Annotated in this window: 19 protein-coding genes, 1 tRNA gene and 2 pseudogenes; 7 read left to right on the forward strand and 15 right to left on the reverse strand. The window is 63.4% G+C overall.

From position 1 onward, the window contains the following. Nucleotides 1-38: 38 nt before the first annotated feature. Genes NKH35_RS09695 through NKH35_RS09710 form a run of 4 tightly spaced genes read right to left on the reverse strand, consistent with a single transcriptional unit; the run spans nucleotide 39 to nucleotide 3,963 of the window. Entirely contained in the window at nucleotides 39-1,220 is a 1,182-nt protein-coding gene (locus NKH35_RS09695) for a hypothetical protein (protein ID WP_352914292.1), read from the reverse strand. A 21-nt stretch (nucleotides 1,221-1,241) separates the two neighbouring features. After that, entirely contained in the window at nucleotides 1,242-2,252 is a 1,011-nt protein-coding gene (locus NKH35_RS09700) for a succinylglutamate desuccinylase/aspartoacylase family protein (RefSeq protein ID WP_352914294.1), read from the reverse strand. Between the two features lie 2 nt (nucleotides 2,253-2,254). Beyond that, complete coding sequence (locus NKH35_RS09705; protein WP_023670576.1) at nucleotides 2,255-2,599, reverse strand: RidA family protein; 345 nt, start codon at nucleotides 2,597-2,599, stop codon at nucleotides 2,255-2,257. A 38-nt stretch (nucleotides 2,600-2,637) separates the two neighbouring features. Continuing rightward, the gene (locus NKH35_RS09710; RefSeq protein ID WP_031198959.1) at nucleotides 2,638-3,963 is read right to left on the reverse strand and encodes an alanine racemase; all 1,326 of its coding nucleotides are present in this window, start codon (nucleotides 3,961-3,963) and stop codon (nucleotides 2,638-2,640) included. A 71-nt stretch (nucleotides 3,964-4,034) separates the two neighbouring features. Between NKH35_RS09710 and NKH35_RS09715 the strand changes: the two genes are divergently transcribed. Beyond that, nucleotides 4,035-4,976, forward strand: a complete 942-nt coding sequence (locus NKH35_RS09715) for an amidohydrolase family protein (RefSeq protein ID WP_023735735.1) — start codon at nucleotides 4,035-4,037, stop codon at nucleotides 4,974-4,976. On the opposite strand, the gene NKH35_RS09720 is transcribed toward NKH35_RS09715, so the two are convergent. Genes NKH35_RS09720 through NKH35_RS09735 form a run of 4 tightly spaced genes read right to left on the reverse strand, consistent with a single transcriptional unit; the run spans nucleotide 4,950 to nucleotide 9,459 of the window. After that, complete coding sequence (locus tag NKH35_RS09720) at nucleotides 4,950-5,921, reverse strand: ABC transporter permease (RefSeq protein WP_023748645.1); 972 nt, start codon at nucleotides 5,919-5,921, stop codon at nucleotides 4,950-4,952. The genes NKH35_RS09715 and NKH35_RS09720 overlap by 27 nt on opposite strands. Continuing rightward, nucleotides 5,918-6,883 carry an ABC transporter permease gene (locus NKH35_RS09725; RefSeq protein WP_023686801.1) on the reverse strand — a complete coding sequence of 322 codons (966 nt, stop codon included), beginning with the start codon at nucleotides 6,881-6,883 and terminating at the stop codon, nucleotides 5,918-5,920. The genes NKH35_RS09720 and NKH35_RS09725 overlap by 4 nt, the downstream gene beginning before the upstream one ends. After that, nucleotides 6,880-8,379: a sugar ABC transporter ATP-binding protein gene (locus tag NKH35_RS09730; protein ID WP_197031278.1), complete on the reverse strand. Its 1,500-nt coding sequence runs from the start codon at nucleotides 8,377-8,379 to the stop codon at nucleotides 6,880-6,882. The genes NKH35_RS09725 and NKH35_RS09730 overlap by 4 nt, the downstream gene beginning before the upstream one ends. 27 nt (nucleotides 8,380-8,406) lie before the next feature. Further along, nucleotides 8,407-9,459 (reverse strand): ABC transporter substrate-binding protein, encoded by a 1,053-nt coding sequence (locus NKH35_RS09735; RefSeq protein WP_023748647.1) that lies wholly within the window; start codon nucleotides 9,457-9,459, stop codon nucleotides 8,407-8,409. Between the two features lie 235 nt (nucleotides 9,460-9,694). On the opposite strand from NKH35_RS09735, the gene NKH35_RS09740 reads away from it, so the two are divergent. From NKH35_RS09740 to NKH35_RS32020, 4 genes and pseudogenes are all read left to right on the forward strand, one after another. After that, nucleotides 9,695-10,495: an IclR family transcriptional regulator gene (locus NKH35_RS09740; RefSeq protein WP_023686799.1), complete on the forward strand. Its 801-nt coding sequence runs from the start codon at nucleotides 9,695-9,697 to the stop codon at nucleotides 10,493-10,495. Between the two features lie 1,326 nt (nucleotides 10,496-11,821). Next, nucleotides 11,822-12,139: a hypothetical protein gene (locus tag NKH35_RS09745; protein WP_031196696.1), complete on the forward strand. Its 318-nt coding sequence runs from the start codon at nucleotides 11,822-11,824 to the stop codon at nucleotides 12,137-12,139. Nucleotides 12,140-12,207: 68 nt separating this feature from the next. After that, nucleotides 12,208-12,321 (forward strand): annotated as a pseudogene (locus tag NKH35_RS09750) (SDR family NAD(P)-dependent oxidoreductase); the annotation flags it as partial. A 166-nt stretch (nucleotides 12,322-12,487) separates the two neighbouring features. Further along, nucleotides 12,488-12,621: pseudogene (locus NKH35_RS32020) on the forward strand (glutathione-dependent formaldehyde dehydrogenase); the annotation flags it as partial. Between the two features lie 467 nt (nucleotides 12,622-13,088). On the opposite strand, the gene NKH35_RS09760 reads toward NKH35_RS32020, so the two are convergent. Together NKH35_RS09760 and NKH35_RS09765 are read right to left on the reverse strand one after the other, a co-directional pair. Then, nucleotides 13,089-13,165: transfer RNA gene (locus NKH35_RS09760), tRNA-His, on the reverse strand. Between the two features lie 347 nt (nucleotides 13,166-13,512). After that, on the reverse strand, nucleotides 13,513-13,971 hold the full coding sequence (locus NKH35_RS09765) for a phasin (RefSeq protein WP_023669330.1): 459 nt from the start codon (nucleotides 13,969-13,971) through the stop codon (nucleotides 13,513-13,515). A 323-nt stretch (nucleotides 13,972-14,294) separates the two neighbouring features. Between NKH35_RS09765 and NKH35_RS09770 the strand changes: the two genes are divergently transcribed. Further along, nucleotides 14,295-18,299, forward strand: coding sequence for a PAS domain S-box protein (locus tag NKH35_RS09770; protein ID WP_352914296.1), 4,005 nt, complete (start codon nucleotides 14,295-14,297; stop codon nucleotides 18,297-18,299). A 264-nt stretch (nucleotides 18,300-18,563) separates the two neighbouring features. Here the strand turns inward: NKH35_RS09770 and NKH35_RS09775 are convergent, their stop codons facing one another. Further along, on the reverse strand, nucleotides 18,564-20,528 hold the full coding sequence (locus tag NKH35_RS09775; protein ID WP_023689318.1) for an acetoacetate--CoA ligase: 1,965 nt from the start codon (nucleotides 20,526-20,528) through the stop codon (nucleotides 18,564-18,566). A gap of 368 nt (nucleotides 20,529-20,896) precedes the next feature. On the opposite strand from NKH35_RS09775, the gene NKH35_RS09780 reads away from it, so the two are divergent. Further along, a complete protein-coding gene (locus NKH35_RS09780) occupies nucleotides 20,897-22,750 on the forward strand; it encodes an AsmA family protein (protein ID WP_023689319.1) in 1,854 nt (617 codons plus the stop codon). Between the two features lie 42 nt (nucleotides 22,751-22,792). Here the strand turns inward: NKH35_RS09780 and NKH35_RS09785 are convergent, their stop codons facing one another. The 4 genes from NKH35_RS09785 to NKH35_RS09800 all read right to left on the reverse strand — a co-directional run bounded on the left by NKH35_RS09785 (nucleotide 22,793) and on the right by NKH35_RS09800 (nucleotide 26,903). Further along, entirely contained in the window at nucleotides 22,793-23,611 is an 819-nt protein-coding gene (locus tag NKH35_RS09785) for an ABC transporter permease (RefSeq protein WP_023689320.1), read from the reverse strand. Then, a complete protein-coding gene (locus tag NKH35_RS09790; RefSeq protein ID WP_031199416.1) occupies nucleotides 23,608-24,573 on the reverse strand; it encodes an ABC transporter permease subunit in 966 nt (321 codons plus the stop codon). Before NKH35_RS09790 ends, NKH35_RS09785 begins: the two co-directional genes overlap by 4 nt. Before the next feature lie 9 nt (nucleotides 24,574-24,582). Continuing rightward, nucleotides 24,583-25,722, reverse strand: a complete 1,140-nt coding sequence (locus NKH35_RS09795) for an ABC transporter ATP-binding protein (protein ID WP_023697298.1) — start codon at nucleotides 25,720-25,722, stop codon at nucleotides 24,583-24,585. Between the two features lie 83 nt (nucleotides 25,723-25,805). Further along, nucleotides 25,806-26,903 (reverse strand): polyamine ABC transporter substrate-binding protein, encoded by a 1,098-nt coding sequence (locus NKH35_RS09800; RefSeq protein WP_352914300.1) that lies wholly within the window; start codon nucleotides 26,901-26,903, stop codon nucleotides 25,806-25,808. Nucleotides 26,904-26,984 lie beyond the last annotated feature (81 nt).

A 26,984-nucleotide genomic window follows, 5' to 3' on the forward strand; every position in this document is an offset into this window, starting at 1 on the left:
CCTCAACGCCTCGTGGCCACGAGCATTGGCCGGCTGGCTCAAGACTGCCGAACAGCGCGGATCCAGTCGAGCCGCGCGGCTGGAATGAGGCCGTAATTGTAGAAATTGACGCCGTCCACACCGGGCGCCAGCGCCGGCTTCACCTTGGCCGCGAGGATGTCGGGGCGGGCCATTTCCGGATAGAACAGCCGGTAGCCGGCGCCGAGGAATTTGTCCGCGCCCAGTGCCGCACGGCCGGCCGCCATCAGGCTGGCGACATCGCCGGCCTGCATGTCGTAGGCGCACAGGATCGCCCCGTCGCAGACCTTGCCCAGCGCTGCCAGATCGCAACCGCCAAGCCAGCCGTCTTTCAGATCGATAATGACGACCCGCGTCGTGGGATCGGCTACCTCGCGCAGTTCGGCGACCAGGCTGGTCACTGGCTCGAATCGCCACAAGAGATAGGCATGGAGCTCCGGCCACGGCGCAAAGGCGTCGAGGCCGCAGGCGGGGAAATCGGGAAAGCGCCGCTCAGGCACCGCACGCTCGCAGGTCTCGACGATCCATTGCCTGGTGAGCTTACGCGCCGCCTCGGCATCGATGCCGGCTTTTGCCGCACGGGCGACGCAGGACGGACAGAAGCACAGAGACAAAAGAAAATCGTCTTCCGGCGTCAGCCCGACACCGTCCTTCTCGTGATGGTATTCATGGGCAAAGCCCATGAAGGACGGGCTTTCAAGTTCTATCCGGTCCGGCCGATAGCTGTGCGAGATGTCGGCGATCAGCGCGCGGACATAGGCGCGCGCATCGGGATGGGACGGGCAGAGATTGTAGTAGTTGGCGTCGCCGAAGGCGTTGCGGGTGACGGCCTGCGGATGCAGCATGCCCAGGCGGGTGTTGTGCAGGCAGACCGTCCAGCACGAAACGCCTAGCCCGCCCGCGCCGCGACGGCGGATGAGCTGACCGAGCACGTCGCCGCCCTCGGTGATCACGTCAGCCACCTTGGGTTGGATGGCTAGACTTCCCCAGCGCGCAGCGGTCGGCTTGAAATAGATGGTGCCGTCCTCAGGGAAATAGGCCTTGCGGCGCGGACTGCGCGGCTGCAGGAAGCGCCCGGCATGATAGGATGTCGCCAGGCTGATCATGTTGAGCCCGGCGCGCCCGACAAGATCACGTTCGACCGTCTCCAGGCCGAGATCCTGGATGTCCCAGGGATAGGTCCACATGGACAGTTGCTGCATGGAATATCCTCTGCCTTTGGCTCACCCGTCGACCGGCTCTGCGACTTGCATTAGGCAGTCGCCCGCCTCACACATCGTGTGCAGCCGGCGCGACAGCACCAAGCCGCTTTCGGCGAAATGCAGGGCCTCCTCGGCAACATCGAGCCGCTCGAGATCGTGGTACCAGCCGGCCAATTGTCCTGAAGTGACACTGTCGCCGAGCCTGGCGGCGGGCTCGAACCAGCCGCGGCGGGTGGCATAGAGGCCCTGGCTGTGCCTGGACAGGGACAGCAGCCTTGTCGGCGCCGAAGGCTTTTCGCCAGCGCCAAGAACCGGCGCGCCGACCACACCCATTGCTATCATCAGACGGTCGAGTGCGCGGGCCGTGATCGCCATCGAATCGACCGTTGCGGTGCCACCGCCGCCGAACTCACCGCTGACGCCGACGGCGCCGGCGCGGCGCGCTGCGCCCATCGAGGTTGGCGAGGCCTGGCCGTTGTCAGCGATAAAGCCGTAGGGCATGCCGAGCGTGCGCATCAGCTCGACGCCGCGCCGGTGGCGCTCGGGATCGGCGTTGCGTTCGACCAGCGCGGTCGGCAGATGCTCCATCGACGTGCCGCCCGAATGGATATCGAAGACGACGTCGTGACGGGGGAACAGCTCCGTCTCAAGGAAATTGGCGAGCCGGCTTGTCGGCGTTCCCGAGGGGTCGCCGGGAAAGGCCCGGTTGAGATTGCCGCCGTCGAGCGGCGAGCAGCGCTTGGCGGCCATCACCGCAGGGGCGTTGGCCATCGGCATGATGGTGATGCGGCCCTTGATCCGCTTCGGATCGAGCCGGCGCGCCAGTTTTGCCAGCGACAGCTCGCCCTCATATTCGTCGCCGTGATTGCCGGCCATCAAAAGCAGTGACGGGCCGTCGCCATTGCTGATGAGGCAGATCGGCACCTTGACCTGAAAGTAGGGCGAGCGATCGATCGAGAACGGAATGCTTAGATGGCTGAGCGTCTTGCCGTCGCGGTCGAAATCGAGCGTGTGGGCGAGGCCGGTGTGCATGGTCAGACCGCCGCGACCGCGGTGATTTCGATGCGCAGATCAGGGTCGGCAAGCCGCGCCTCGACGCAGGCCCGCGCCGGCAGGCGGGCAGGATCGATCCAGGCATCGTAGATGCTGTTCATGGCCTCGAAATCACCGATCTGCGGCAGGAAGATGTTGACCGCCACCAACTTCGACTTGCTGCTGCCGGCCTCGACCAGCAGCGCCTCGACTTTGGCAAGCACGTCGCTGGTCTGGCCTTCGATGCCGGCCTTGCGATCGTTGGCCACCTGGCCGGCTATGTGAACGAGGCCGCCATAGACGACTGCCTGCGACATGCGCGAGCCGGACTGAAAATACTTGATCATATCGGATCCTTTCGACGTTCTCTTTTTGGGGGATCTGGTCAGCCGAACCAGGTGGGAAAAGCGTGGCGGACGTGGCCGGTGGCGTCGACGCCGAAGATCACGCGATAACGGTCGAGGCAGGTGCAGGGATGCGAGATGCCGAATTCGACGACGTCGCCGACGGCGATGTCGTCGCTCGGCGCAATCGACAGGAAGGAATGCTGGTCGTTGAGCTTGACCACCTCGGCGCGCGCCGCCGGCATCGGCAGCGGCTTGCGGGCACGAAAGACGGTGAGCGGCGTTGGAAAGCCCTGGTCGAACGACACGTCGCGCATGCCCATGCCGCAGATGGCAAGGCCCGGCTCCGGCCGCGACAGCACTTCGGCCCACAGGCGTAGCGCAGGGCGAAAGGAATGCCGCGCCGAAGCGCTGATGCCGCCTATGGCAAAACCCTTGCGGGCATCGAGGGCGCCGAGCGAACGGTCATAGGTGCCGTGGTCGTGGAAGAAGATGGCGCCGCTGCGCAGCACCAGCGTTGCGTTGCCGTCGCTGGAAACGAGGGGTGCAAGCGCCGCGACCGCCTGGTCGAAGAAGGCGGAGCCGCCGGCTGTGACGATCAGCGGTGCGTCGCCGCCGACGCGGGCACGCAGCCGCAGGAACATGTCGGCGGTCATTGCCAGCAGGCCGGATATCACCTCATCGGTGCGACCGGGCTCGGGTTGCGCCGCCGCCCCTTCATAGGTCGCAACGCCGGCGATCAGCAGCCGCCCGCCGGCAGCCGTGATCGCATCGGCGATGGCCTCGGCTTGCGCGGTGGTGCGGGCGCCCGCCCTGCCCGCACCAAGTTCGACCAGCACGCGCAGCAGCGGCAGCGCCGCATTGGCGCGCCAGGCCTCGGCAAGCGCGTTCACGGCGTCGACCGAGTCGGCAAAGACATAGACCTCGGCATCCGGCCAGGCACCAGCAAGCACCGCCAGCCGGTTGGCGCCGCCGGCTCCGCCAACCTCATTGGCGATGATCAGCCGTGTCAAGCCGGCCTTCAGCATCACTGTCGCTTGCCTGATGTCGGCGACCGTCGTGCCCCATGCGCCGGCCTCGACCAGCGACCGGGCAAGGTCGGGCGCCATCGGCGTCTTGGCATGCGGAGCGATCTCAACATTGTGTTCGCGCGCATAGCGCAGGAACAGGTCGCGATTGGCGGAGAAGGCCGCCTCGTCGAGGGTCAGCACCGGAAGCGCCATGCGTCCATCGGCGGGATGCCAGTGCTCGGCCGCGACAAGGCTGCTGTCAAGCCCGGTTGTGCCGGGAGGCACGCCGCGGATGCGGTCGTCGAGCTGAAAATTTTCGTGCACCGAAAGGGCTGGAACCGGTGAGTTTTCAGTCATCCGATGCTAACCCTTTCACCGTCGCAGAACGAAGCCAGAATCGATCGCCGGTCACAGCCTGAGAGAGATACGTGCCAGAACCTTACGCCGGACCGATCATCGACGCCCATCATCATCTTTGGGATCTCAGACTGGGACGGCATCCCTGGCTCGCCGCCACGGCCAGCGAGCGCGGCGGCCTCGGCGAGCTTGGCCCCTTGCGGCGGAACTATCTGCCCGGGGATTATGCGCGCGATGCCATAGGGCATAATGTCATCGCCACCGTCCATGTCGAAGCCGGCTGGGCGAGTGGCGACTGCATCGGAGAAACGCGCTGGCTTGAAACACTCGACAAATCGCGCGGCGTCGCCGCCCGCTATGTCGTTCACGTGCCGCTCGCCGATCGCCAGGCGCCGGCGCTGATCGAAGCGCAAGCCGCGTTCGAGCGTGTCGCCGGCGTGCGCGACATATTGAGCTGGGATCCCGACCCTGCCCGCCGTTTTGCGGCCCGTGACGGCATCATGGACGATCCGGCCTGGCGCGCCGGGCTTGCCTTGCTTGGCCAGCATCGGCTGGCCTTCGACATGATGGTGTTTCCGCGCCAGCTCGCCGACGCGGGGCTGCTTGCCAGGGCCTTCCCCGATCAGCAATTCGTGCTCAACCATTGCGGTAGCCCGATCGACCGCGACGCCGATGGCATGCAGGTGTGGCGCGACGGGCTGCGGCTTCTGTCGCAATGCGACAACGTCGCCATCAAAATATCGGATCTGGTCGCCTACGATCATGACTGGACGCTCGACAGCCTGAAGCCCGTCGTCCTGCATTGCATCGATTGTTTCGGCACCGGTCGCGCCATGTTCGGCAGCGACTTTCCGGTCGCCGGCCTGCATGCCTCGTTCGATGACATATATGACGGCTTCAAAACCATCACAGCGGACTTTTCCGCCGACGAGCAGACGGCGCTGTTCTTCGGCAACGCAAGGCGCATCTATCGGCTCGACGATGTGTCATCGGCGCGCCTGCTCCCGGCCTGAGAGCAGCAGCAGGCCGAGGATCAGCGAGCCGAACAGGATGCTGCGCCAGCCGGGCGATGCGTTGACGACGGTGATCAGCGCGGTGATGGTGACCAGCAGGATGGCGCCGGGGATGGTGCCGGCATAGGTGCCAAGCCCGCCGAGGATCGAGGTGCCACCGAGGACCACGGCGGCAATCGAGGCGAGCAGATAGGGATCGCCGATGCCGACATAGCCCTGTCCGTTCATGCCCAACACGAGCACGCCGGCAAGTCCCGAGCAGAAGCCGCTGATGCCGTAGACCGCAAGCGTCGTGGACGTGACCGGAACACCGGACAGCGCCGCGGCAAGCGGGTTGGCGCCCATGGCAAAAATCCGGGCGCCGAGCGATGTCGCATGCATCGTGGTCAGCACGATCACCGAGACGACCACCCACAACAATACGCCAGCGGGAATGCCGGCCGGCCGGCCATTGCCGAGCCAGTGGACCAGCGGGTTCTCGGCGGTCACGGCGCTGCCGCCGGCGATGATGATCAACAGACCCTGCAAGAATGTCGCCATGGCCAATGTCATGATCATCGGGTGGACGCGCAGCAAAGCGACGCCGAGCCCGTTGACCAGGCCGATTGCCGTAGTCAGCACCAGAACGGCAAGAATGGCGGTGATGCCGGTCGGATCCACCTGCCACGACAGCAGCGGCAGGCTGACGGCGCTGACCGTGACGATGGCCGCGACGGAAAGGTCGATGCCGCCGGCGATCACCACAAAAGTCTGGCCCGCGGCAACCAGGCCGATGACGGCGCCGAGCTCCACCAGATAGCGCAGATGGCCATAAGCGCCGAAGCCGCGCGAAACGAAGCTCGCCACGATCCAGACCGCGGCAACGATGGCAACGGTGAGAAACGGCCGGCTGCGCAGGACCGTCAGGGCGCGTTTGCCGCCCGCGCTGTCATTCCATGCTGTCATTGCTGTGCCTTGCGGAATTGCGGGATGGCGACCGCGCCGATGATGATCAGGCCCTGGGCCACATATTGTGCGACCGGCGTGAAGCCGAGGAAGAACATGACGCTGATCATCAGGCTGAGCAGCAGGCTGCCGGCAAGCGCGCCGCGCATCGTGCCCTGGCCGCCGAGGAAGCCGATGCCGCCGAGCACCGCAGCGGCAATCGAGTTCAGGGTAAAGGCGGCGCCGATGACCGGGTCGCCCGAACCGGTCTGTGCGGCGACGAACAAGCCGGCGCCGGTGGAGAGCAGACCGCTGATCGCATAGGCCGCAATGCGCGCGCCGTCGACCGGCACGCCGGAGCGATAGGCGCCGACCGGATTCTCGCCGGCGGCATAGAGGCTCAAGCCAAGCGGCGTGGCGAGATAGAGCTTCCACAGGAGAACGATGAGCACCAGCAGCACGAATGCCGCCGGTGTGTTGCCGGCAAGCAGGTCGGACAGCCACGCCGGGATTGCGCCGCCGGGCCGCGGCAGGATCAGCAGTGCGGCGCCGCCGATGATGAACGACCCGGCAAGCGTCACCACGATGGCCGGCAGCCGAAGCCGTACCACGATGAAGCCGGTCGCCGCCCCGATGCCGAGGCCCGTCAGCGCCACCGCGGCAGTGCCCCCGGCGACGCCCAGCGGCCCGGCCATCGTCGTCGCGGCGATGACCGCGCCCAAGCTGACCGTCGCGCCGATGGCCAGGCTGATGCCGCCGGTGAGCATCAGGATCGCCTGCGCCATCGCGACCAGAGCCAATGGAAACCAGCTCTGCGTGAATTTGGCGAAGCCGGACGCCGTGAACAGACCCGGAAAGAGGACGCCATAGGCGATGAGAAACACTAGGACGACGGCAAACAGGCTGCGCACGCCGACATTGCGACGCAGTTGCACCGGCCAGTAGAGCGCGCCGGTCTGCCGGGCGGAGGAAGATGTGTTCATGCCGCAACCTTCCGCTGTTCGGCGCCCATCGCCGCGGAGACGATGGCTTCCTCGCTCAGCGCTCCACGCGCCAGCATGGCGACGATGCGGCCTTCGCGGACGATGGCTACACGGTCGCAAAGGTGCACGAGTTCGGGCGTGTCGGAACTGAGCAGCACGACCGCCTTGCCGGCGGCGGCGAAATTGCGAAGCATCATGTAGATCTCACGCTTGGTTTCGACGTCGACGCCGCGCGTCGGATCGTTGAGCAGAAGCACCAACGGGTCGTGCGGCATCCATTTCGCCAGCGCCACCTTCTGCTGGTTGCCGCCCGATAGAGCCTGCGCCGCCCGGCCGAGGTGACCCTTGATGCCGAGTTGGGCGGCAAGGCTTTTGGCCGTCTCGCGCTCTGCGCGGCGGCTGCGCAGCTTCAGCGCCGGCAGCCTGGCAAAGGCGGGCAGCATCATGTTGGTGATGATGGGATGGATCAGGTGCAGGCCCTCGCGCTTGCGATCCGCGGGCACATAGGCCAGCCCCAGCGCGTTGGCTTTCGGCACGCCGCCGGGCAGGCCGGAGGCGCCGTTGACGGTCGCCGACGCCGTCCGTGCCGGAATGGCGCCGTAGAGACCGAGCAGCAGATCTTCCTGCCCTTGCCCGACCAGGCCGCCAATGCCAAGCACTTCGCCCGTTTTGATATCCAGATCGACGTCGCGCATCAGGCCGCCCGAAAGATTTCGGACGGAGATAGCGTCGGCAAGCAAACTGGAAGGCTGCCATTGCGGAAAAAGATCACCGGGATCGCGGCCGACCATCAGCCGAACCAACCCGGCGGCGTCGGTGCCTTCCAGGGTGCGGTCGGCCGTGCAGGTGCCGTCCTTCAGCACGGTGACGTGCTGGCACAGCGCCATGACTTCGTTCAGTCGGTGCGAGATGTAGAGAATGGCGATGCCTTCGCCGCGCAACCGCTGCAGCAGATCGGTGAGGATTTTGGTTTCGGTTGCCGATAGCGACGATGTCGGTTCGTCGAGAATGAGCACGCGCGGCCGGCGGTAGAGCGCCTTGGCGATCTCCACCATTTGGCGGCGGCCGAGCGACAGATTCCCGACCGGCGTCGACAGCGGCTCGTGCAGCCCGACAAGTTCGCATGCGGCCCTCGCCCGCGCAGCGAGTTCGCGGTAGTCGATCAGGCCGAACCGTTTGGGATAGGCGCCGAGACCAACATTTTCGGCGATGGAAAGACTGGCCGTCAGGCTGAGTTCCTGCTGGACGACGGCGATGCCGGCCTGCCGCGCAACAGCTGGCGTCATGCGTGAGACCGCGCGTCCATCGACCTCGATCGTCCCGCCATCCGGTCTCAAGGCGCCGGACAAAAGGTTGATCAAGGTCGACTTTCCGGCGCCGTTCTCGCCGAGCAGCGCATGCACGCGGCCCGGCTGGAGAGCGATTGAAACGTCGCGCAGGACGGGGTTGCCGAAGAAAGACTTCGACACCCCGCGCGCCGCGAGCAGCGGAGCCATGGTTGTCAACGCTACAACCCTTCAGGCTTATTTCTGAGCCAGCAGCTTCTTGAACAGCTCCTCATCGTAAGGAGAAAAGATGTAGCCGTCAGCCGGGAAGTCCTTGGCCCGGGCGAGGTATTCGTCGATGTTGGAATTGTCGATCACCGGCAGCGGAATCTTGACGAAAGCCGGCACATCCTTGCCTTCCAGCGCCTGAACGGCGGTGTAGGTGGCGAAGGCGCCGAGCCAGTTCGGCTGCATCGTCGCCCAGCTCTTCAAGCCCTTTTCTTTCCAGAGTTCCAAAAACTGCCGGGCGTTCTCACCGGTGATCGGCACCTGTTCACGGCCCTGCTTGTCGAGGGCCAGCACGGCGCCTGCCGACAGAGCGCCGCCGAGCGACAGGATGCCGTCGATCTCGGGGTTGGCGAAGAGCAGGCTGGTGACGGCTTCCTGTGCCGGCGCGACGTTGTAGGGCGTGTTGGTCTCGGCAAGCACCGTCACGTCGGGATGGGCCTTGAGCTCAGCGTCGGCGCCTTTGCGCCTGTCATCGCTGACCGAAACCCCGGCGGGGCCATTGAGGATCAGGATCTTGCCCTTGCCGCCGATGGCGTCGATCAGGAACTTGGCGGCCTGGTCGCCCCATTGCGAAGAATCGGTGTTGACCTTGGCGGTGACCTTGTCGGTGTCGACGAGGCTGTCGAAGTTGATGATGGCGATGCCCTTGGCGCAGGCGTCGGCCAGAACGCGTGCCGGTGCGGTCGACGAACCGGCGATCAGGATGATGGCGTCGACATCGGAATCGATCATCGACTGAATCTGCTGGATCTGGACGTTGGCATCGCCCTGAGCGTCGGTGACGACGAGCTTGTCGACCAGTCCCTGCTTCTTCAGGGTCTCGACTTCGGCTTCGATCGTGCCTTGGGTCTGCTTCATCCAGGTCGGCACGGAATAGATGTTGGCCCAGCCGATCGTGTACGGCGCCTTGCGGTCGCCCTTGATGCAGTTGGCGGCAGCATTGGCCTGCGAGGCGACGCCAAAGCTCAGCACGAGACCGAGGCAAAGCGCGCTGGCGGATGCGAAAAACGGTGATTTCATCATGACTGTTCCCTTCAGAGGTTGTGGCCTCGACGTGCAGAACAAGGGCGAGGAAACCCGTCGGTCGCCGGGTCTTGGAAACCGTGTGTCCTCTCGGGATTTGTCTGCGTCCGGCTCGTTAGTTTGTCTGGTATTTCAGACAATGTGTCTGTATATCGGACAAATTGGATGCTAGACCGAGCCTTGACATCTTTCAAGCGCCTTGAGACGAGAACCGAAATGATTTTGGCGGATGGTCATGAGCGACGGCACTAACGATGCGATCGGGAAGGAAGCCGGCGCGGAGCCGCGCAACGGCGAACGACGACGCGGCATTGACCGCGTCATCATGCTGCTCGAGGCGTTGCTGCGGCACCGCGCGCCAATGCGCGTCGGCGACATCGCCAAGATGATCGGCGCGCCGCGTTCGACCACCTACGAGATCGTCAACAGCCTGCTCGACGCCGAAATGCTCGAAAACGTCGGCGGTGAAGGTTACGTCTATTTCGGACGCGCCATGCATCTGTTCGGCTGGGCCTACTCACATCACAACGCCCATTACCGTCGCATCATCGAGACCTTGGATAAGTTGGCCGCCGAGACAGGCGAGACGGTCCAGCTATGCGGCCTGCGTGGCAACAAATACGTCGTTCTGGACTGCCGAGATTCGCCGGGCCCGTTCCGGATCTCAAGCGATGTCGGGGTCGAGGTGCCGATCCCATGGACGGCATCCGGACGGCTGCTCCTCGGCCATATGAACGAGCAAGAGTTGAGGGACTTCATCCCATCTGGCGACTACAAGCTTCCCGACGGCCGCATCATTGCACCAGCCGAATTCTTTGCCGATGTTGCCCTGGCCCACCGGCAGGGTTTCAGCGAGACCGCCGCTCTGGCGGACCGCTTCACCTGGTGCATGGCAGCGCCCATCCACGACGGCCACGGCGCCATCAAAAGGACCTTGTGTCTGGTGTTACCCGTCGACACGCCGGAGCCACGGCGCGACGAACTGCTTGCCTTGCTGCGCGAGCGCGCCCGTGGACTGTCTCTGGCGGGAGGCTGACGATCAGCCGTCGTGCCCTCTGGTTGAAGCCTCTTAAAGGCACATGGATTCCGCTCTTCCCCATCGGTTCCATTTAGGTTCGGGACCTTAGTCCCATAGTCGGTGGATAAGGTCCGAACCAGGGAACACGCAACCGGAAGCCACATTAGGAGAAGACCGTCGATCAAAGTCCCTTCATCGCCGGTTGAGGATCCCGCCGCTCTTACTGTCGAGAGCGCGGCGGGATCCTTACGCGCGGAGCGAGCACATGAGATTTGTCGAAATTTTCACAGATGTGCTTACGGCCCTGCTTCTCGCTTTATTCGTGTGCGGGATATTCGCTGTTTTCGGAGGCCATCTGGTTCCTCCACGCTACGCAAAGATGGTGTTGCTGCCGGACCTCGATAAGATGACGACTGCATCATCTACACCCAGCTTGCCCGATTCCATCGACTTGCAAGTTCAAAAGCGCCCAGAGGTGCAAAGGTCTGCCGGCGTGACACAGCGCGCAGTCGGTCTGGAGCCGCCAGTGCCATCCAGCAAGCGGTAAGAATCAGCGGAGGTTTCCCCAGCTATCAGAGAGCGCCGGCGATTATTGACAGACCCGGCTCTTGAAATTGGCTGAAATCGCCGCTCCACATTTCCGCATCTGTTTGAATTGTGTTTATCAACTAGTGCGAACGCTATGGCGAAGCAGGTTGAGTTGGCGGCGTTCCTGGCTGATCCCCGCCAGTGCTTGATCGCGGCGTGGGATCCTTGTCGAGCTTGGGATTTCGGTCCACCGGTTCGCCATTCACATCATCGGCCTTGGAGTTTGCGGGGTCCGTTTGGCCAGGATTTGGGCTGTAAGTATCTGGCGATGGAACCCGGCTGTTTTGTTGTGTCGCCGGTGTCTTAGCCTGCTCGCCATAGATTTCAGCGATCCCCCAGGCAACGAGCGCCAAGACAAGGCCTGCCAAGAGCACGCCAAGGACCGGTCGCCCCAAGCCACCCTGCCTGGCCCGCTTTTCCGGAATGTTTCTGCTCATGATCGCAACCTTGGGCTAAGAGGAGTGGCCCGCGCTCCAGGAGCGAAGACGCGGGCAGTCAAGAGCTCCGGCAGTCGGCCATGCGGCGAACAGGGAACTCGCTGCACATACCGAACTCGCTGGCGCTGTTGATGTTCCCACGGAATCCAAACAGCGCGCCGCCGGGAGCCGGACTGGCAATTTGGGTTGGAGTGGCTGGAACGAGCCAGCTCAAGGTCAACGAGCGGCGGTGTGCGTAAGCGGGCATTGCGAGCCAGACTGGAACTTTGCCGAATCTGCCGCGTTGCCGACCATGGCCGCCAGCGGCAGGAGCATCATCATGAACGTCGAACGTAACCCGGCCGAAGACAGAGGCGATATTCAGTCTGGGGTGACAGAGGACAAGACGCCGGGATTCGACCCGGCGGCGGCGCCTATGGAAACCGATGCCGAAGCAGCAGACACCTGCGCCGTGCCGGTTCCCGCAGCGACGGGCACGCCGGCTTTCGCTAATCAAGCAAGCTTCGCCAATGCGATGCGGCGGCCGGACGACGAGCGAGCCCCGGCCCCGAGTAAAAACGGCCCGGTGCTGGCCATTGTCGCGCTTGTCGTCGTTGCCGCCGTCGTGTTCGTTGTCGCCGCGATGCTGGCGCGATAGCAGATCCTGCGCTTGCGCCAAACCTCTGCCCTGCGAAGCGATCAGGGATGCGGTCGTGGCAGCAGGCGATCAGCGGCTGGAAAAACAAGCTGCAGGTTGCAGCGGCGCATGGCACGCCGGCCGGCACCCTGGCCGAGCAGCATTGCGGCATGGCCGAACCCGGCTCGGCCGCCAAGGGTTGAGGCCGGATGCTCGTTGGAAGCGGGAACATTTCACATCAAGCCAAGTTCGGGCTCGCAGGGCTTGTCGTCAAGGAACAGCACATGAAGGCCCTCACATGGCACGGCAAAGGCGACATAGGTTGCGAACAGGTGGCCGATCCGACGATCCAGGATGAACGCGACATCGCTGCAGAAAGTTCAGAACGGCGATATCGACCCGTCATTCCATCGCGCTGGCCTCAAGGCCGGGCCCGAACTTACAAAACCTTCCGCGACAAGGAGGACGGCTGCATCAAAGTCGTGATGCGCCCGCGCGGCTGACCGTTCTGTCCAATGGCCCGACTTTGTTGTCCGGCCGTCTGCATGCTGAAAAGGCGAGAGTTGAAAATGGCCAAGGACAAACCCGTATCGACAAACCCGGCCGCGACACCTCCGGTCAGATCGCCTGAGGCCGCCGGTTTGCCACATCCCCGTCGCGATGCTGAAGACAGCGATTCCGGCGCCAAGCCGACGGCACCCAAGACCGCTGGCGCCCAGCAAGCGTCCAGATCGCCACTCGACAGCCGCATTGCAAATCGCAATGCCGGCCGTCCTCGTCAGGCAGGCACGACGCCTCGGCCGACCGACGAACCGCTGGAGTAAAATGAAACCTAAGCTGCGGCGCGGGTATCCGCACCGCGGTGTGTGTGCGCAGTCAGGGTCTTCCTGCCCTGCCGACAGGGCCATACAGGTCTTGATCTCTCGTGGATCGTCGGGATCGGCAATCAATACTTTAGCGGGAAATTCGATGGTACCGTTGGCTGGGATCGAACCAGCGACCTCCGGATCCACAATCCGGCGCTCTAACCATCTGAGCTACAACGGCACGTTCGCCTGAGCCAGATCGTGGTGAAAATTCATTCTCCGAGATCCGCTCTGTCGTTCGGCGATGCGTCCAATACGGTCTATCAGAGACTAATTCAAGGCCTTTGATAAGGCAAAGCCGGTTCTGCCAACAGGCGCCGGTTTTCTTCGGCAAAAGAAAAAGGCCGGCGGGAGGAGGTGCCGGCCTTTTCCTGTTACGAGCCAGCGGGAGGAGGTGCTGGCTGGTCACCCCGGAGAGCAGAGGGAGGAGGTTCCACTCGCCGGGTATTCATTTGGACAACTCTATCGCACACCTATTTGTCTGACGAAATGCGACGTTTTGATGCATCGCAGAGTTGTGCGCAATTATTAGGCGGCCTTGATGTCCTTCAGGGCCTTCTCGAAAGCGGTCTTGACCGGCTTGGAGACGTCTTCGGCAGCCTTCGAAGCAACAGCCTGGAAGTCCTTGGCCTGCTCGACGGTGGTCTCGACGCGCTTGCGCAGGAAGGCGGTCTGCAGTTCGACCACTTCCGACAGCGACTTGGCGCCGATGAGGGCCTCGAGATGCGAGAAGCCGGCTTCGGCATTGGCGCGCAGAGCGGCGATGGTCTTGAGCGACAGGTCGCTGGAAACGGTCTTGGCAGTCTCGAAGGTCGATTCCAGGACTTTCTGGGTCTCTTCGGCGCCGGTCTTCAGCTTAGAGTAGGCTTCCTTCGACTGCTCGACCCCCTTTTCGGCGAAAGCGCGGATCTGGTCGGTTGCCTTGGAAGCGTCGAAGCTCGGGAATTCGACGTTTTCGATGGTCTCAGCGGTCTTGGCCTTGGTCATTTTCCATCCTTTCGGGGTAGCGGCTTTGACAAAAAGCCGTCTCGTTCATGTATGATGGCAATATAGCGGTTTTTTTGTGCGATGCAATATCTTTGTTGCAGTGCACCATAAATTTCTTCCCATGCGTCACCCAAGAGGTTATCCAGGGACATTCCGAGAGCTGTTAACCAAGTGGCCAGAGATTCCACCTGCTTCCCGCCATGGCTTGTGGACCTTCGCCGCGCGGGCTTTTATTAACAAAGCGTTAACTGCAAATTGCCCGCCTTGTAGGTTCGCCAAGAGGGGTTCGCCAAGAGGTTTCACCGAAAGGGTCCGCCAAGCGCATGCCTTCCGAGAACTACTCTTTCCTCGATGTCGCCGTGCTTGATGCGGTTCGCCAGCGCTTCGCCGCCGGCGACGCGATCGCGATTCTGTCGGCCGACCTCGAACAGGTGATCTGGGCCAACGGCCCGGGCGCTGCGGTGTTCGGCTATCCCGATATCGAGGCCATCATCGGCGCCTCGGCTCAGCTGCCGCTGATCGCCAGGCGCCAGATCATGGCGACCGCGGGCTTCCCGCAGATCGGCAGCGACCGCGCCATTACGGTACGGCTGGCGACCGGCATCACCAGCCGCGCCGTCGGCTTCCTGGCCAGTGCGGTGACTATGCCGGACGGCGAAAGCGCCATCATGCTGGTGGTGCCGGCAGCGCAGGCCGGCTCGCGCAGTGCTGCCGACATTGGGACCCGCGCCATCAGCGGCTTTACCGAAGACGGCCATTTCATCGCCTTTGTCGACGCCGCCGGCACTGTCGAGGCGGCTTCGGATGGCTTTGGCGCGCTCGCCATCCGGCCTGAGACGCTGGCCGCGCTTGTCGCCGACGTGGCGAGCCAGGACGACCGCATCGTCAAGCGGCTGGTCCCCGGCGGCGCCACGTCCTATCCGGCCGGCTTCGCGCGCCTGACCGAGTCCAGGCATCTGCTGGTGGTCATCGACGAGGATCAGCTCGGTGAGGAAAATCCTGTCGGCGAGCTGGATGCCGAACCTGCTGCAGCGCAGGTCGACGATGGCCCGGCGCAAGCCGCCGCGGAGAACGCGGTAACGGTGGATGCGGTGGCTGACCACCCCACCGCAAGCGGGAATCAGGGCGCCCCACTCGCGGCCGCGCCTGATGTCGGGGAGACAGGTCCGGCTGCCACCGAGCATGATGCTTCGGCGTCAACCGATACAAAGGCGGACCATCGCGAGCAGACGACCGGCCGCGAGCAGGCGGCGAATGACAGCGCGCCGGCGCAACATGATCATTGGTACTTCCATGCCGGCGAAGAGCCGCAGGCGGGCGAGCCGGACAGCCCGGCGCAGGCCGAGCCGGACTCTGTTTCCCCGGCCGAGAGTGCGCAGTTGGACAGCAGTGCCGCTGCGCCCGCCCTGCCGTCCGACGCAGCCCCACCGGCTGCGCCTCCCGCCAAACGTGAGGTCGACCGCTCGGCGCCGCCGCTGCGCTTCGTCTGGCGCACCGACGCCGAGGGCAAGTTCAGCGCGCTGTCGCCGGAATTCGGCGACATTGTCGGCAAAGCCGCCGCCGACGTGATCGGCCGCCGCTTCAAGGACGTCGCGACAATTTTCGGCCTCGACGCCTCGGGCGAGATCGCGGGCCTGCTTGAACGGCGCGACACCTGGTCGGGCCGCTCGGTACTGTGGCCGGTTGCCGGCTCCGACCTGAAGATACCGGTCGATCTGGCAGCACTGCCTGTCTATGGCCGCAGCCGCGCCTTCGAAGGTTTTCGTGGTTTCGGCGTCGCCCGCGCCGGCGATGCGGTGGTCGATCCGGAAGCAATCGGCATGGCGCTGGTCCCCAATGGCGCGCCAGCGGCAGCAGCCGAGCCGGCCCCGGAACAGCCCGTGGCGGAAGCTCCCAAGGCGGCCGATCCGTTCGAGGGCGAAGTGCCGGCACTGACCATCGTGCCGAAGCAGGAACGTCGTTTTGCCGACAAGGTCATCCGGCTGGCCGAGCATCGGCAGCCCGCCAACGACAAGCAGCCGACAAGCGAGAGGGGCCTGTCGACGCTGGAGCGCAGCGCTTTCCGCGAAATCGGCGAGCGGCTGAAGAAGGACAATCCCCCGCCGGAGCAGCCGGAGACTGCCAAGCAGGCCGAACCGGCCAATCCGGATCAGGTAACGCCAGACCAGGCCAAGGCAGATGAGCCCAAGCCGGATCATGTCGAGGCGGACCAGCCTGAAACAGCCGCGCCAGCCCGACAACCCGCCGAGGTCTCGAGTCCGGACGAAGCCGGCCCGGCTGCCGTGGCTGAACCATCGGCAGCCGCACCCGAAAGCGAAACGGCTGAGGCCGAACCGCCGGAAAGCGATGCCGAGGACGAAAAGGACCTGACGCGGCTTGACGGCGAGCAGCCGGACGACGGCCTTGCGGACAGCGAAGCAGGCGAGGCGAAGGCGCCGACAGTGTCGCGCTCCCTGCTCGACTATGCCGATCCCGAACCAGGGTCCGTCACCGAAGACAGTACGGAAGCAACGTCGTCCAACGACGAACTTGCGCCGGCTTCCGAACCGGATGATACGCAAGCCCAAGAGATCGTCGAGGCCGCAGAGCCACAGCCGGTTGTTGCCGAGACGCCGGCCAATGCCGGTGAAGACGACAGCATGACGTCGGCCGACTTCCGCGATGCCGAGGACAATGAGGATTGGGCGCCGTCCGACGAGGCGACCGATTCCGCCGTGGAAGACGGGGACAAGGCCGGCGATGCGGACACAGTGCCGGCAGAACCACAGCGCCTGAAAGTGCCGCCGCTCAAGCTTGAGGGGTTCATGCCTTCGGCATTCTCGGCCGGAGATGAACACAAGGCCCCTGACACGTCGATCCTCGGCAAGCTGCCGGTGCCGCTGCTCATCCATTCGGGCGACGAGCTTCATTACGCCAATGAGGAATTCCTCGGCCTGACCGGCTATGACACGCTTGAGGACCTGAGCGACGCCGGCGGGCTCGACGCGCTGTTTGCCGATCCCTATTCAGAAATGGCCGGCGAAAGCGACCACACACTCAAACTGAAGACGCGCGAGGGCCAGGAATTTCCGATCGAAGCCATTTTGCGTTCGGTGCCGTGGCGCGCCGGCAAGGCGCTGATGCTGGTGGTGCGACGTACCGGCGATAACGAGCCGCCGATGGTTGCGCATCTCGCAGCCGAGGAGCAGACGCAGCCCGATGTCTCCGAACTCAAAGCGCGCATTGCCGAGATGCGCACCATCATCGACACCGCGACCGATGGTGTGGTGTTGATCGGCCGCGACGGCGACATCCGCTCGATCAGCCGGCCGGCCGAGGCGCTGTTCGGCTTCGACAGCGACGACGTCACCGGTAAACCGTTCGCCTCGCTGTTTGCCATCGAAAGCCAGCGCGCGGCGCGCGACTATCTGAACGGCCTGTCCGAGCCCGGCGTGGCGAGTGTGATGAACGATGGCCGCGAGGTGATCGGGCGCGAGGCGCAAGGGCGCTTCATCCCGCTGTTCATGACCATCGGCAGGCTGCCCAATGACAGCGGCTTCTGCGCCGTGGTGCGCGACATCACGCAGTGGAAGCGGGCCGAAGAGGATCTGACCCAGGCGCGCGCGGTGGCCGAGCGCGCCTCCTCGCAGAAGACCGATTTCCTCGCCCGCATCAGCCACGAGATCCGCACGCCGCTCAACGCCATTATCGGCTTTTCCGAGCTGATGGTGGACGAGAAGTTCGGCCCGGTAGCCAATGACCGCTACCGCGACTATCTCAGAGACATCAACCGCTCGGGCAACCATGTGCTCGATCTCGTCAATGACCTCCTCGACATTTCGAAGATCGAGGCCGGCCAGCAGGAAATGGACTACGAGGCGGTGTCGCTCAACGATACGCTGGCCGAGACGGTGGCGATGATGCAGCCGCAGGCCAACCGCGAGCGTGTCATCATCCGCTCCAGCTTCGCCTCGCGACTGCCGGAAGTCGTCGCCGACCTCAGAAGCGTGCGCCAGATCGCGCTCAACATCCTGTCCAATGCCATTCGCTATACGCAAGCCGGCGGACAGGTGATCGTGTCGACCGCCTATGAAACCTCCGGCGACGTTGTCATGCGGGTGCGCGATACCGGCATTGGCATGAGCCATGCCGAGATCGAGCAGGCGCTGAAGCCGTTCAAGCAGATCAATGCGCTGAAGCGCGGGCGTGGCGACGGCACCGGTCTCGGCCTGCCGCTGACCAAGGCGATGGTGGAAGCCAACCGCGCCCGCTTCACCATCACCTCGACGCCGGGCGAAGGGACGCTGGTCGAGGTCGCCTTCCCGTCGACGCGGGTGCTGGCCGAATAGGCCGGCGATTTCCGGGCGAGAATCCCGGACAAAGAAAAGGCGTCCAACAGGACGCCTTAAATGGGATTTGCTGTCACAACGGGGGCTTGAGCGAATCTGATCCTCAGGGGACGAGGAACGGGATTTCTCCCTCAAGTTACGTGCGACTATCGACGCCGGGCCTTAACAACTCCTTACCGGCCGTCCAAAAAATTTACGAATGTGTACCACTCATGAAATCTAGGTAAATTCGACCGACATATCTGGTTAACCATCCCGGCCGCGTCACTCAGCCAGCTGCGGCAGGTTCCTGAACAGCTCCAGCGCCTCTGGATTGGCCAACGCTTCCTTGTTCTTGATGGCGCGGCCATGCACCACGTCGCGCACTGCAAGCTCGGTGATCTTGCCCGATTTGGTGCGCGGAATGTCGCTGACGGCGACGATCCTTGCCGGCACGTGGCGCGGGCTGGCGCCGCTGCGGATCTTGGAACGAATGCGCTTTTCCAGATCCTCGTCCAGCGTCACGCCGGCGGCCAGCCGCACGAACAACACGACGCGGACGTCATTGTCGAAATCCTGACCGATGCACAGCGCCTCAAGGATCTCCGGCATCTGTTCGACCTGATTGTAGATCTCCGCCGTGCCGATGCGCACACCGCCCGGATTGAGCGTCGCGTCAGAACGGCCGTGGATGATCATGCCGCCATGCGCGGTCCATTCGGCGAAGTCGCCGTGGCACCAAACATTGTCGAAGCGCTCGAAATAGGCGGCCTGGTATCTCTTGCCCTCAGGATCGTTCCAGAAGCCGATCGGCATCGACGGGAACGCTTTTGTGCAGACCAGCTCACCCTTTTGCTCGCGGATCGGCTTGCCGTCATCGTCCCATACATCGACGGCAAGGCCGAGGCCGGGACCCTGGATCTCGCCGGTCCAGACCGGTTGCGTCGGTACGCCGAGCACGAAACAGGAGACGATGTCGGTGCCGCCGGAAACCGAGGCGAGATGTACGTCCTTCTTGATGCCGTCATAGACGAAGCGGAAATCCTCCGGCGACAACGGTGAGCCGGTGGAGGAAATAGCCCGCACACTCGACAGATCATGGCTGCGGATCGGCTTGAGCCCGGCCTTGCGTACGGAATCGATGAATTTGGCCGAGGTGCCGAAAAAGGTCATCTTCTCGGCATCTGCGAAGCTGAACAGCACATTGCCGTCGGGGTGGAAGGGCGAGCCGTCATAGAGCAGCAGCGTGGCGCCCGAGGCCAGGCCCGACACCAGCCAGTTCCACATCATCCAGCCGCAGGTGGTGAAGTAGAAGAAGCGGTCGCCTTCGATGAGTCCGGCATGCAGCCGGTGTTCCTTGACGTGCTGGACCAGCGTGCCGCCGGCCGAATGGACGATGCATTTGGGAATGCCGGTGGTACCTGACGAGAACAGGATGTAGAGCGGATGCGCGAACGGCAGCCGCTCGAACGTGACCGCTTTGGCGGTAAAGGGTAACAGCGCCCCTTCGAGCGCCACGGCCTTGTCGATGATCGCTGCGATATCGCGCGACGTACCGAGATAGTCGACGATCAGGACCTTGGCTACTGTTTCGAGCTTCGCTGCAACGGCAGCGATCTTGTCGGCGACCTCGATTGCCTTGCCATTGTACCAATAGCCATCCGGCGCAATGAATATGACCGGCTCGATCTGGCCGAAACGGTCGAGCACGCCCTGCTCGCCGAAATCGGGGGAACAGGACGACCAGACCGCGCCGATGGAGGCGGCCGCCAGCATGGCGGCGACGGTTTCCGGCATGTTGGGCATCATCGCCGCGATGCGGTCGCCCTTTTTCACCTTGAGCGACAGGAAAAGCTGCTGAAAGCGCGAGGTCAGCTGGTGCAGTTCGCTCCACGACAGCCGCCGCTCGATCTTGTCCTCGCCGCGAAAGACGATCGCGTCACCGGAACCGGTCTTCTTCAGCAGGTTCTCGGCGAAGTTCAGCGTCGCTTCGGGAAAGAACGATGCGCCGGGCATCTTGTCGCCATCGACGAGCACCGGCCCATCGGTCCCTTTGTCGCCGACAATGCCGCAAAAGTCCCACAGCAGGCTCCAGAAGCCTTCGCGATCCTCGACCGACCAGCGGTGCAGGTCGGCGTAGGAGGCGAAGGATGTGCCGCTTTTGGCCGCTGCTGCCTTCATGAACGCGGTCAGTGGTGCTGCGTCGATCTGGTCTTGCGTCGGGGTCCAGAGCGGTGCTTCGGCAGCCATGATCGATCCTCCTTGAAGCCCGTCGCGTCGCAAGATAGATATGCTTTTGTTTTGATGCACGTCGTTGTCCCGGAACCGCTGCACTCTTCCGGGCGACATGCACTAGCCTCAGCTTTACAGGCGCCGCTGTCCCAAAAACGCCGCGCCTCGTAGCAGGCTGAAGCTGCATCGCTTATGCCTACCACCGTGCGGCAGAGCAAGATTTTGTTCCGCTAAAACTCGGCCATATGTTCGCAATTGCCATCGCCGGGCCATAAAGACTTGAAATGCCTCAGCCCTAAGTCGTAGTGACGACTGGAAGGCGTGGTGACAACTGACGGTTACACCCGTCAGGCGATTTTTATCGGAATGAAAGCAACCGGGGCAATATGCCATCACCTTTGATCCGGCGCGGAATATGGGCGATCGGCGTTGCCGTGCTCGTCATCGCGCTGGTCGTCGCCGCTCTGCCGCTGATTGCCTCGACCCGGATCGTGCGCGATCGCATTGCCTGGGAGATGAGCGCGTGGAGCGGATTCAGGGTCACCATCGCCGGTTCGCCGCGCATCGAGGTGTGGCCGAAGTTCCGCGCCATATTGAGCGACGTCACGCTGTCGCAGTGGACCGAGACCGACGCGCCGCCGGTGATCGAGGCCGAACGGGTCGAGGTCGACCTTTCGGCCATGGCGGCGCTGCAGGGCGATGTGGTGTTTTCGACGGCGCGGCTGGTGCGGCCGACGATCCGGGTCCAGCGCGCCGCAAACGGCATATTCCTGCCCGCCATACCAACGGGCGGACGCATCACCCGCTCCATCGACACGGCGCGCAGCGTGGTCAACGCCGATCCGACGAAGCCGGATCTGAGCAAGCTGCCCGCCGATCCGTTCGGCACCGTGGAATTCAGGGACGGCCGTATGGTCGCCTCCGTCGGCGGCAAGGACGTCGAATTGCTGACCAGCCTGTCCGGCCAGGCGAGCTGGGCAGCGATGAACAGCAACGCGACCTTGTCGGCGACCGGAATCTGGCGCGGCGAGAGCGTCACCGTCGATGCCGCCTCGCCCAAGCCGCTGGTGCTGTTTGCCGGCGGCGCCGCACCGGTCACGTTTTCGTTCAAGGCAGCGCCGGCCAGCTTCTCGTTCGACGGCACGGCCAGCATGTCGCAAAACGCCTATTTCGATGGCCAGGCGAAATTCGCCGCGCCCTCGCTGCGGCGCGTGCTGGAATGGTCGCAGGCCGGCATTGCTCCTGGTACGGCGATCGGTTCGGTCTCGATTTCGAGCAAGATCACGGCGACCGCCGGCCGCGTCAAATTCGAAAACACCGCGGTGACGCTCGACAACAACCCGGGAATGGGGGCGCTGGATTTTTCGTTCGGCGACGCCTTGCCGGTGATATCAGGCACACTCGCCTTCGATACGCTCGACCTCAGGTCGCTGTTTTCGGCCTTCACGCCGCTGGCGCCGACCGGCGAGACCGGTCCCGGCGAAATCGACACCAGCTTCGCCGACCGGATCAATCTCGATCTGAGGCTGTCAGCGGCACATGCCTCGGCCGGCGCAATCCAGCTTGCCGACGTCGCCGCCACGGCGCAGGTGAAGAACGGGCTTGCCGTCTTCGATATCTCCGATGCGTCGGCCTTTGGCGGCAACGTGCAAAGCAGCCTGCGTTTCGACCGCAAACCGGAGGGCTCGCAGGTCGAGATCCGGCTGCTCGCCTCCGACATTGACGGCGCCGCTTTCGGCACCGCGGCCGGAATGACGCGGCTGGTGCCGGCCAGCACCGGCACTGTCTCGGTCATTCTCAAAGGGCCGGGCAAATCCTGGGACTCGATCTTCGAGAACGCGGACGGCTCGGTCTCTGCGACGTTCGGGCCGGGCGCGCTGAGCGGGCTCAATTTGCCGGCATTTCTGAAGCACACGGAACAGGGCGGCTTCTTCGCGCTCGACGACGTCTCGGACGGGACACTGCCGATGGACGGCGCCGAGCTCAAGGCCACCATCTCGAAGGGTGTGGCAAGGCTGGACAAGGCCGAGGCCAATTCGGCGAAATACAAGGTCTGGCTGTCCGGCATCGCCTCTTACGGCGGACGCGGGCTGGCGCTGTCGGGCGGTGTCACCCAGGCCGACCCGGCAGCGGCACCGGTCAATGGCCAGCAGGGATCCAACCAGTCGTCATTCTTCGTCGGCGGCACCTGGAGCACGCCGTTCATCTCGCCGATCAGCCGCGGCGTCTCAGGCGAATAGCCGGACCCTTACCGGGACCGCCCTATCCCTCGTTTGACGCAATCAACCGCGCTGCGCGGCCTGTTCGTCGAGCTGGCGCTGCACCTCACGCCGCTTGTTGGCGACCGAAGCGATGATGACGCCTACCGCCACGACGGCGATCAGGATGGTGCAGGCGGCGTTGATTTCCGGCGTCACGCCGAGACGCACCTGGCTGTAGATCTTCATCGGCAGCGTGGTGGCGCCAGGCCCGGAGGTGAAGGAGGCGATGACCAGGTCGTCAAGCGACAGGGTGAAGGCCAGCATCCAGCCGGAGACGATGGCCGGCATGATGACCGGCAGCGTGATCTGAAAGAAGGTCTTTACCGGCGTTGCGCCGAGGTCCAAGGCAGCTTCTTCCAGCGAACGATCGAACGACACCAGGCGCGACTGCACGACGACAGCCACGAAGCACATGGTCAAGGTGATGTGAGCAAGCGTCACGGTCAGGAAGCCACGGTCGAGACCGACGGCAACGAACAGCAGCAACAGCGACAGGCCGGTGATGACTTCCGGCATGACCAGCGGCGCAAACACCATGCCGGAAAACAGGATGCGGCCGCGGAAGCGGGTGTAGCGGGTCAAGGTCAGTGCCGCCAGCGTGCCGAGCACGGTTGCCACAGTGGCGGAGATGAGAGCCACACGCGCGGTCACCCAGGTGGCGTCCATCAGCCCCTGATTGTGGAACAGCGAGGCATACCATTTGGTCGAGAAGCCGCCCCAGACGGTGACCAGCTTCGACTCGTTGAAGGAGAAGATGACGAGCAGCACGATGGGCAGATAGAGGAAGGCAAAGCCCAGCACGACCGAGGTGACGTTGAAGCGGCTCCAGCTGGTGTTCATTTGTCTTGCTCCTGGGCGCGCGCCTGGGCTCGCTGGAATAGCATGATCGGCACGATCAGCAGCAATAGCAGGATCACCGCCACCGACGACGATACCGGCCAGTCGCGGTTGCTGTTGAATTCGTTCCAGAGCGTCTTGCCGATCATCAGCGTCTGCGATCCGCCGAGCAGGTCGGGAATGACGAACTCGCCGACCGCGGGAATGAACACCAACAGGCAGCCGGCAATGACACCGGGCAGCGACAGCGGGAAGGTGATTTTCCAGAAGGCTGATGTCGGCGGGCAGCCGAGATCCTTGGCCGCCTCGATCAGCGAATAATCCATTTTTTCCAGCGAGGAATAGAGCGGCAGCACCATGAATGGCAGGTAGGAATAGACGATGCCGATGAAGATCGCATAGTAGGTGTTGAGAATGATCAAGCGTTCGTCGATGATGCCGGTGGCGAGCAGCAGCTGGTTGAGCAGGCCTTCAGGTTTGAGGATGCCAATCCAGGCGTAGACGCGGATCAGGAACGACGTCCAAAACGGCAGGATCACCAGCATCATCAAGGTCGGGCGGATCGTTGCCGGCGCACGCGCCATGCCATAGGCGATCGGGTAGCCGACGAGCAGCGTAAGGACCGTCGATATCGCGGCGATGATGACGCTGGTCACATAGGCTTTGAAGTAAAGCGCGTCTTGCGCCAGCAAGGTATAATTGTCGAAGTTGAGTTCGCGGAAGCCGGCGAAGAAACCGGACATGCCGTCCCTGAAATCGAGCACGGGCGTGTAGGGAGGCATGGCGATCGCCGTCTGCGACAGCGAGATCTTGAAAACGATGATGAACGGGATGAGGAAGAAGAACAGCAGCCAGAGATAGGGCACGATGATGACGAGCCGGCTGACGAAGCCGGCGCCGAGCCGTGTCAGAAACGGTTTGGCCGCTGTCGATGGGCCGGTGCCGGTGATGGCGATGTTGGACATGCCCGCCCCCTACCGCGTCAGCACGACGCCGGCATCCGGCCGGAAGGAGACCCAGGCGCGGTCGTTCCAGGTCAGCGGGTCCTCGGTGACTCGCGCCGCGTTGAGCGCGCTTGCCCTGATGATCTGGCCGTCATCCAGCCGGATGTGGTAGACGGTCATGTCGCCGAGATAGGCAACGTCGTAGACCTCGCCCTCAAGCGCATTGACTGCGTCGGCCGGTTTCTTCGACGACACCTTGATCTTCTCCGGCCTGATGGCGAAGACGATGTCGGAACCGGCCTTTGTATCGGTGCTGTTTTCGACGACGATCTGGGCCCCTGTCGCGCCGGTAATGCGCGTGGTGTTTGCCGCACGCTCGGCGACCTTGCCTTCGAACATGTTCACATTGCCGACGAAGTGGGCAACGAAGCGTGAGCTCGGCGCCTCATAGACTTCCGCCGGCGTCGCCACCTGCATCACCTCGCCCTTGTCGATGATGGCGATGCGGTCGGCCATGGTCATCGCCTCTTCCTGGTCGTGGGTGACGACGACGAAGGTAAGGCCGAGATTTTGCTGCAGGTCCATCAGCTCGAACTGCGTTTCCTCGCGCAGCTTCTTGTCGAGCGCGCCGAGCGGCTCATCGAGCAGCAAGACTTTTGGCCGCTTGGCAACCGAGCGGGCGAGCGCGACGCGCTGGCGCTGGCCGCCCGACAATTGGTGCGGCTTGCGCTTGGCGAACTGCTCTAGCTTCACCAGCTTCAGCATCTCGGCGACGCGCTTTTCGATATCCGGTCCCGGCATGCCTTCCTGCTTGAGGCCGAAGGCAATGTTCTTTTCCACGCTCATATGCGGGAACAGCGCATAGGACTGGAACATCATGTTGACCGGGCGGCGGTAGGGCGGGATGCCGCGCAAGTCCTGGCCGTCGAGAAGGATACGGCCGGCGGTGGGCTCCTCGAAGCCGGCAAGCATCCGCAGCAACGTCGACTTTCCGCAGCCCGACGCGCCGAGCAGGGCGAAGAACTCGCGCTCGAAAATGGTCAGCGACAGATTGTTGACGGCGGTGAAGTCACCGAACTTCTTGGTGACGTTCTCGAATTGGATATATGGCTTGGCGTTCGGGTCGTTCCATGGCGCGAAATCCCTGCGGATGCTGCCAAGCGATTTCATGTCCCACTCCGTCCTATTTTTTTGCTTCTTGCCCCAGAGAAGAATGGTCCCGGCAGGTGGCTGCCGGGACCATGTCGCATTGCTTACTGGCCGGTGACGATCTTGGTCCAGCTGCGCGTGATCAGGCGCTGGGTCTTGGGATCGTAGGGCTGGACCGTATAGAGCTTTTTCAAGGTCTCGGCGTCCGGATAGACCGCCGGATCATCCAGCAGCGCCTTGTCGACGAACTGCTGCGAAGCCTTGTTGCCGTTGGCATACAGCACATAGTTGGACGACTTGGCGATCACTTCCGGCTTCATCATGTAGTTGAGAAATTCGAGTGCCTCGGCGGCATGCGGCGCATCGGCGGGAACCGCCATCTGGTCGAACCACATCTGGGCGCCTTCCTTGGGCACGGAATAGCCGATCTCGACGCCTTGCTTGGCCTCGACCGCGCGGTTGCGTGCCTGGAAGACGTCACCCGACCAGCCGACCGCCAGGCAGATGTCGCCGTTGGCGAGCGCGTTGATGTATTCGGACGAATGGAATTTGCGGATATACGGCCGCACCTTCAGCAACGTCTCCTCGGCCTTTGCGATGTCGTCAGGTGAGGTGCTGTTCGGATCGAGGCCGAGATATTTGAGCGCCGCCGGGATGATGTCGGCCGGCGAGTCCAGCACATAGACGCCGCAATCCTTCAGCTTGGCCAGGCTGTCGGGATTGAAGAAAATATCCCAGCTGTCGATCTTGTCGGTGCCGAGTGCAGCCTGCACCTTCTTGATGTTGTAGCCGATGCCGACCGTGCCCCACATGTAGTTGATCGAATATTCGTTGCCCGGATCGTATTTGGCGGTGCGCTCCGAAACCGTGTCCCACATGTTGGAAATGTTGGGCAGCTTCGACTTGTCGAGCTTCTGGAACACGCCGGCCTGGATCTGGCGGGCCAGGAAGTTGCCGCTGGGCACGACGACGTCATAGCCGCTGCCGCCGGCAAGCAGCTTGGTTTCGAGGATTTCATTGGAATCGAAGGTGTCGTAGACGACCTTGATGCCGGTCTCCTTGGTGAAGTCGTCAATGATCGAACTGTCGATGTAATCCGACCAGTTGAAGACGTTGACGACGCGATCCTCGGCATGGCCGCCGACGGCGAAAAGCGTCAGAAATGCCGAGGTTGCCGAAAGCCAGAGCGCTTTGCGGATCATGCTGTTCTCCTTTGATGAGTGTTCCTTCGCCAAGTCGTCGCTGTTCGAGCGCGATTGGGCATTTGCTTCAGAGTATTGAGC

The sequence above is a fragment of the Mesorhizobium sp. M1143 genome (genome assembly GCF_040318435.1).
GTDB lineage: Bacteria > Pseudomonadota > Alphaproteobacteria > Rhizobiales > Rhizobiaceae > Mesorhizobium.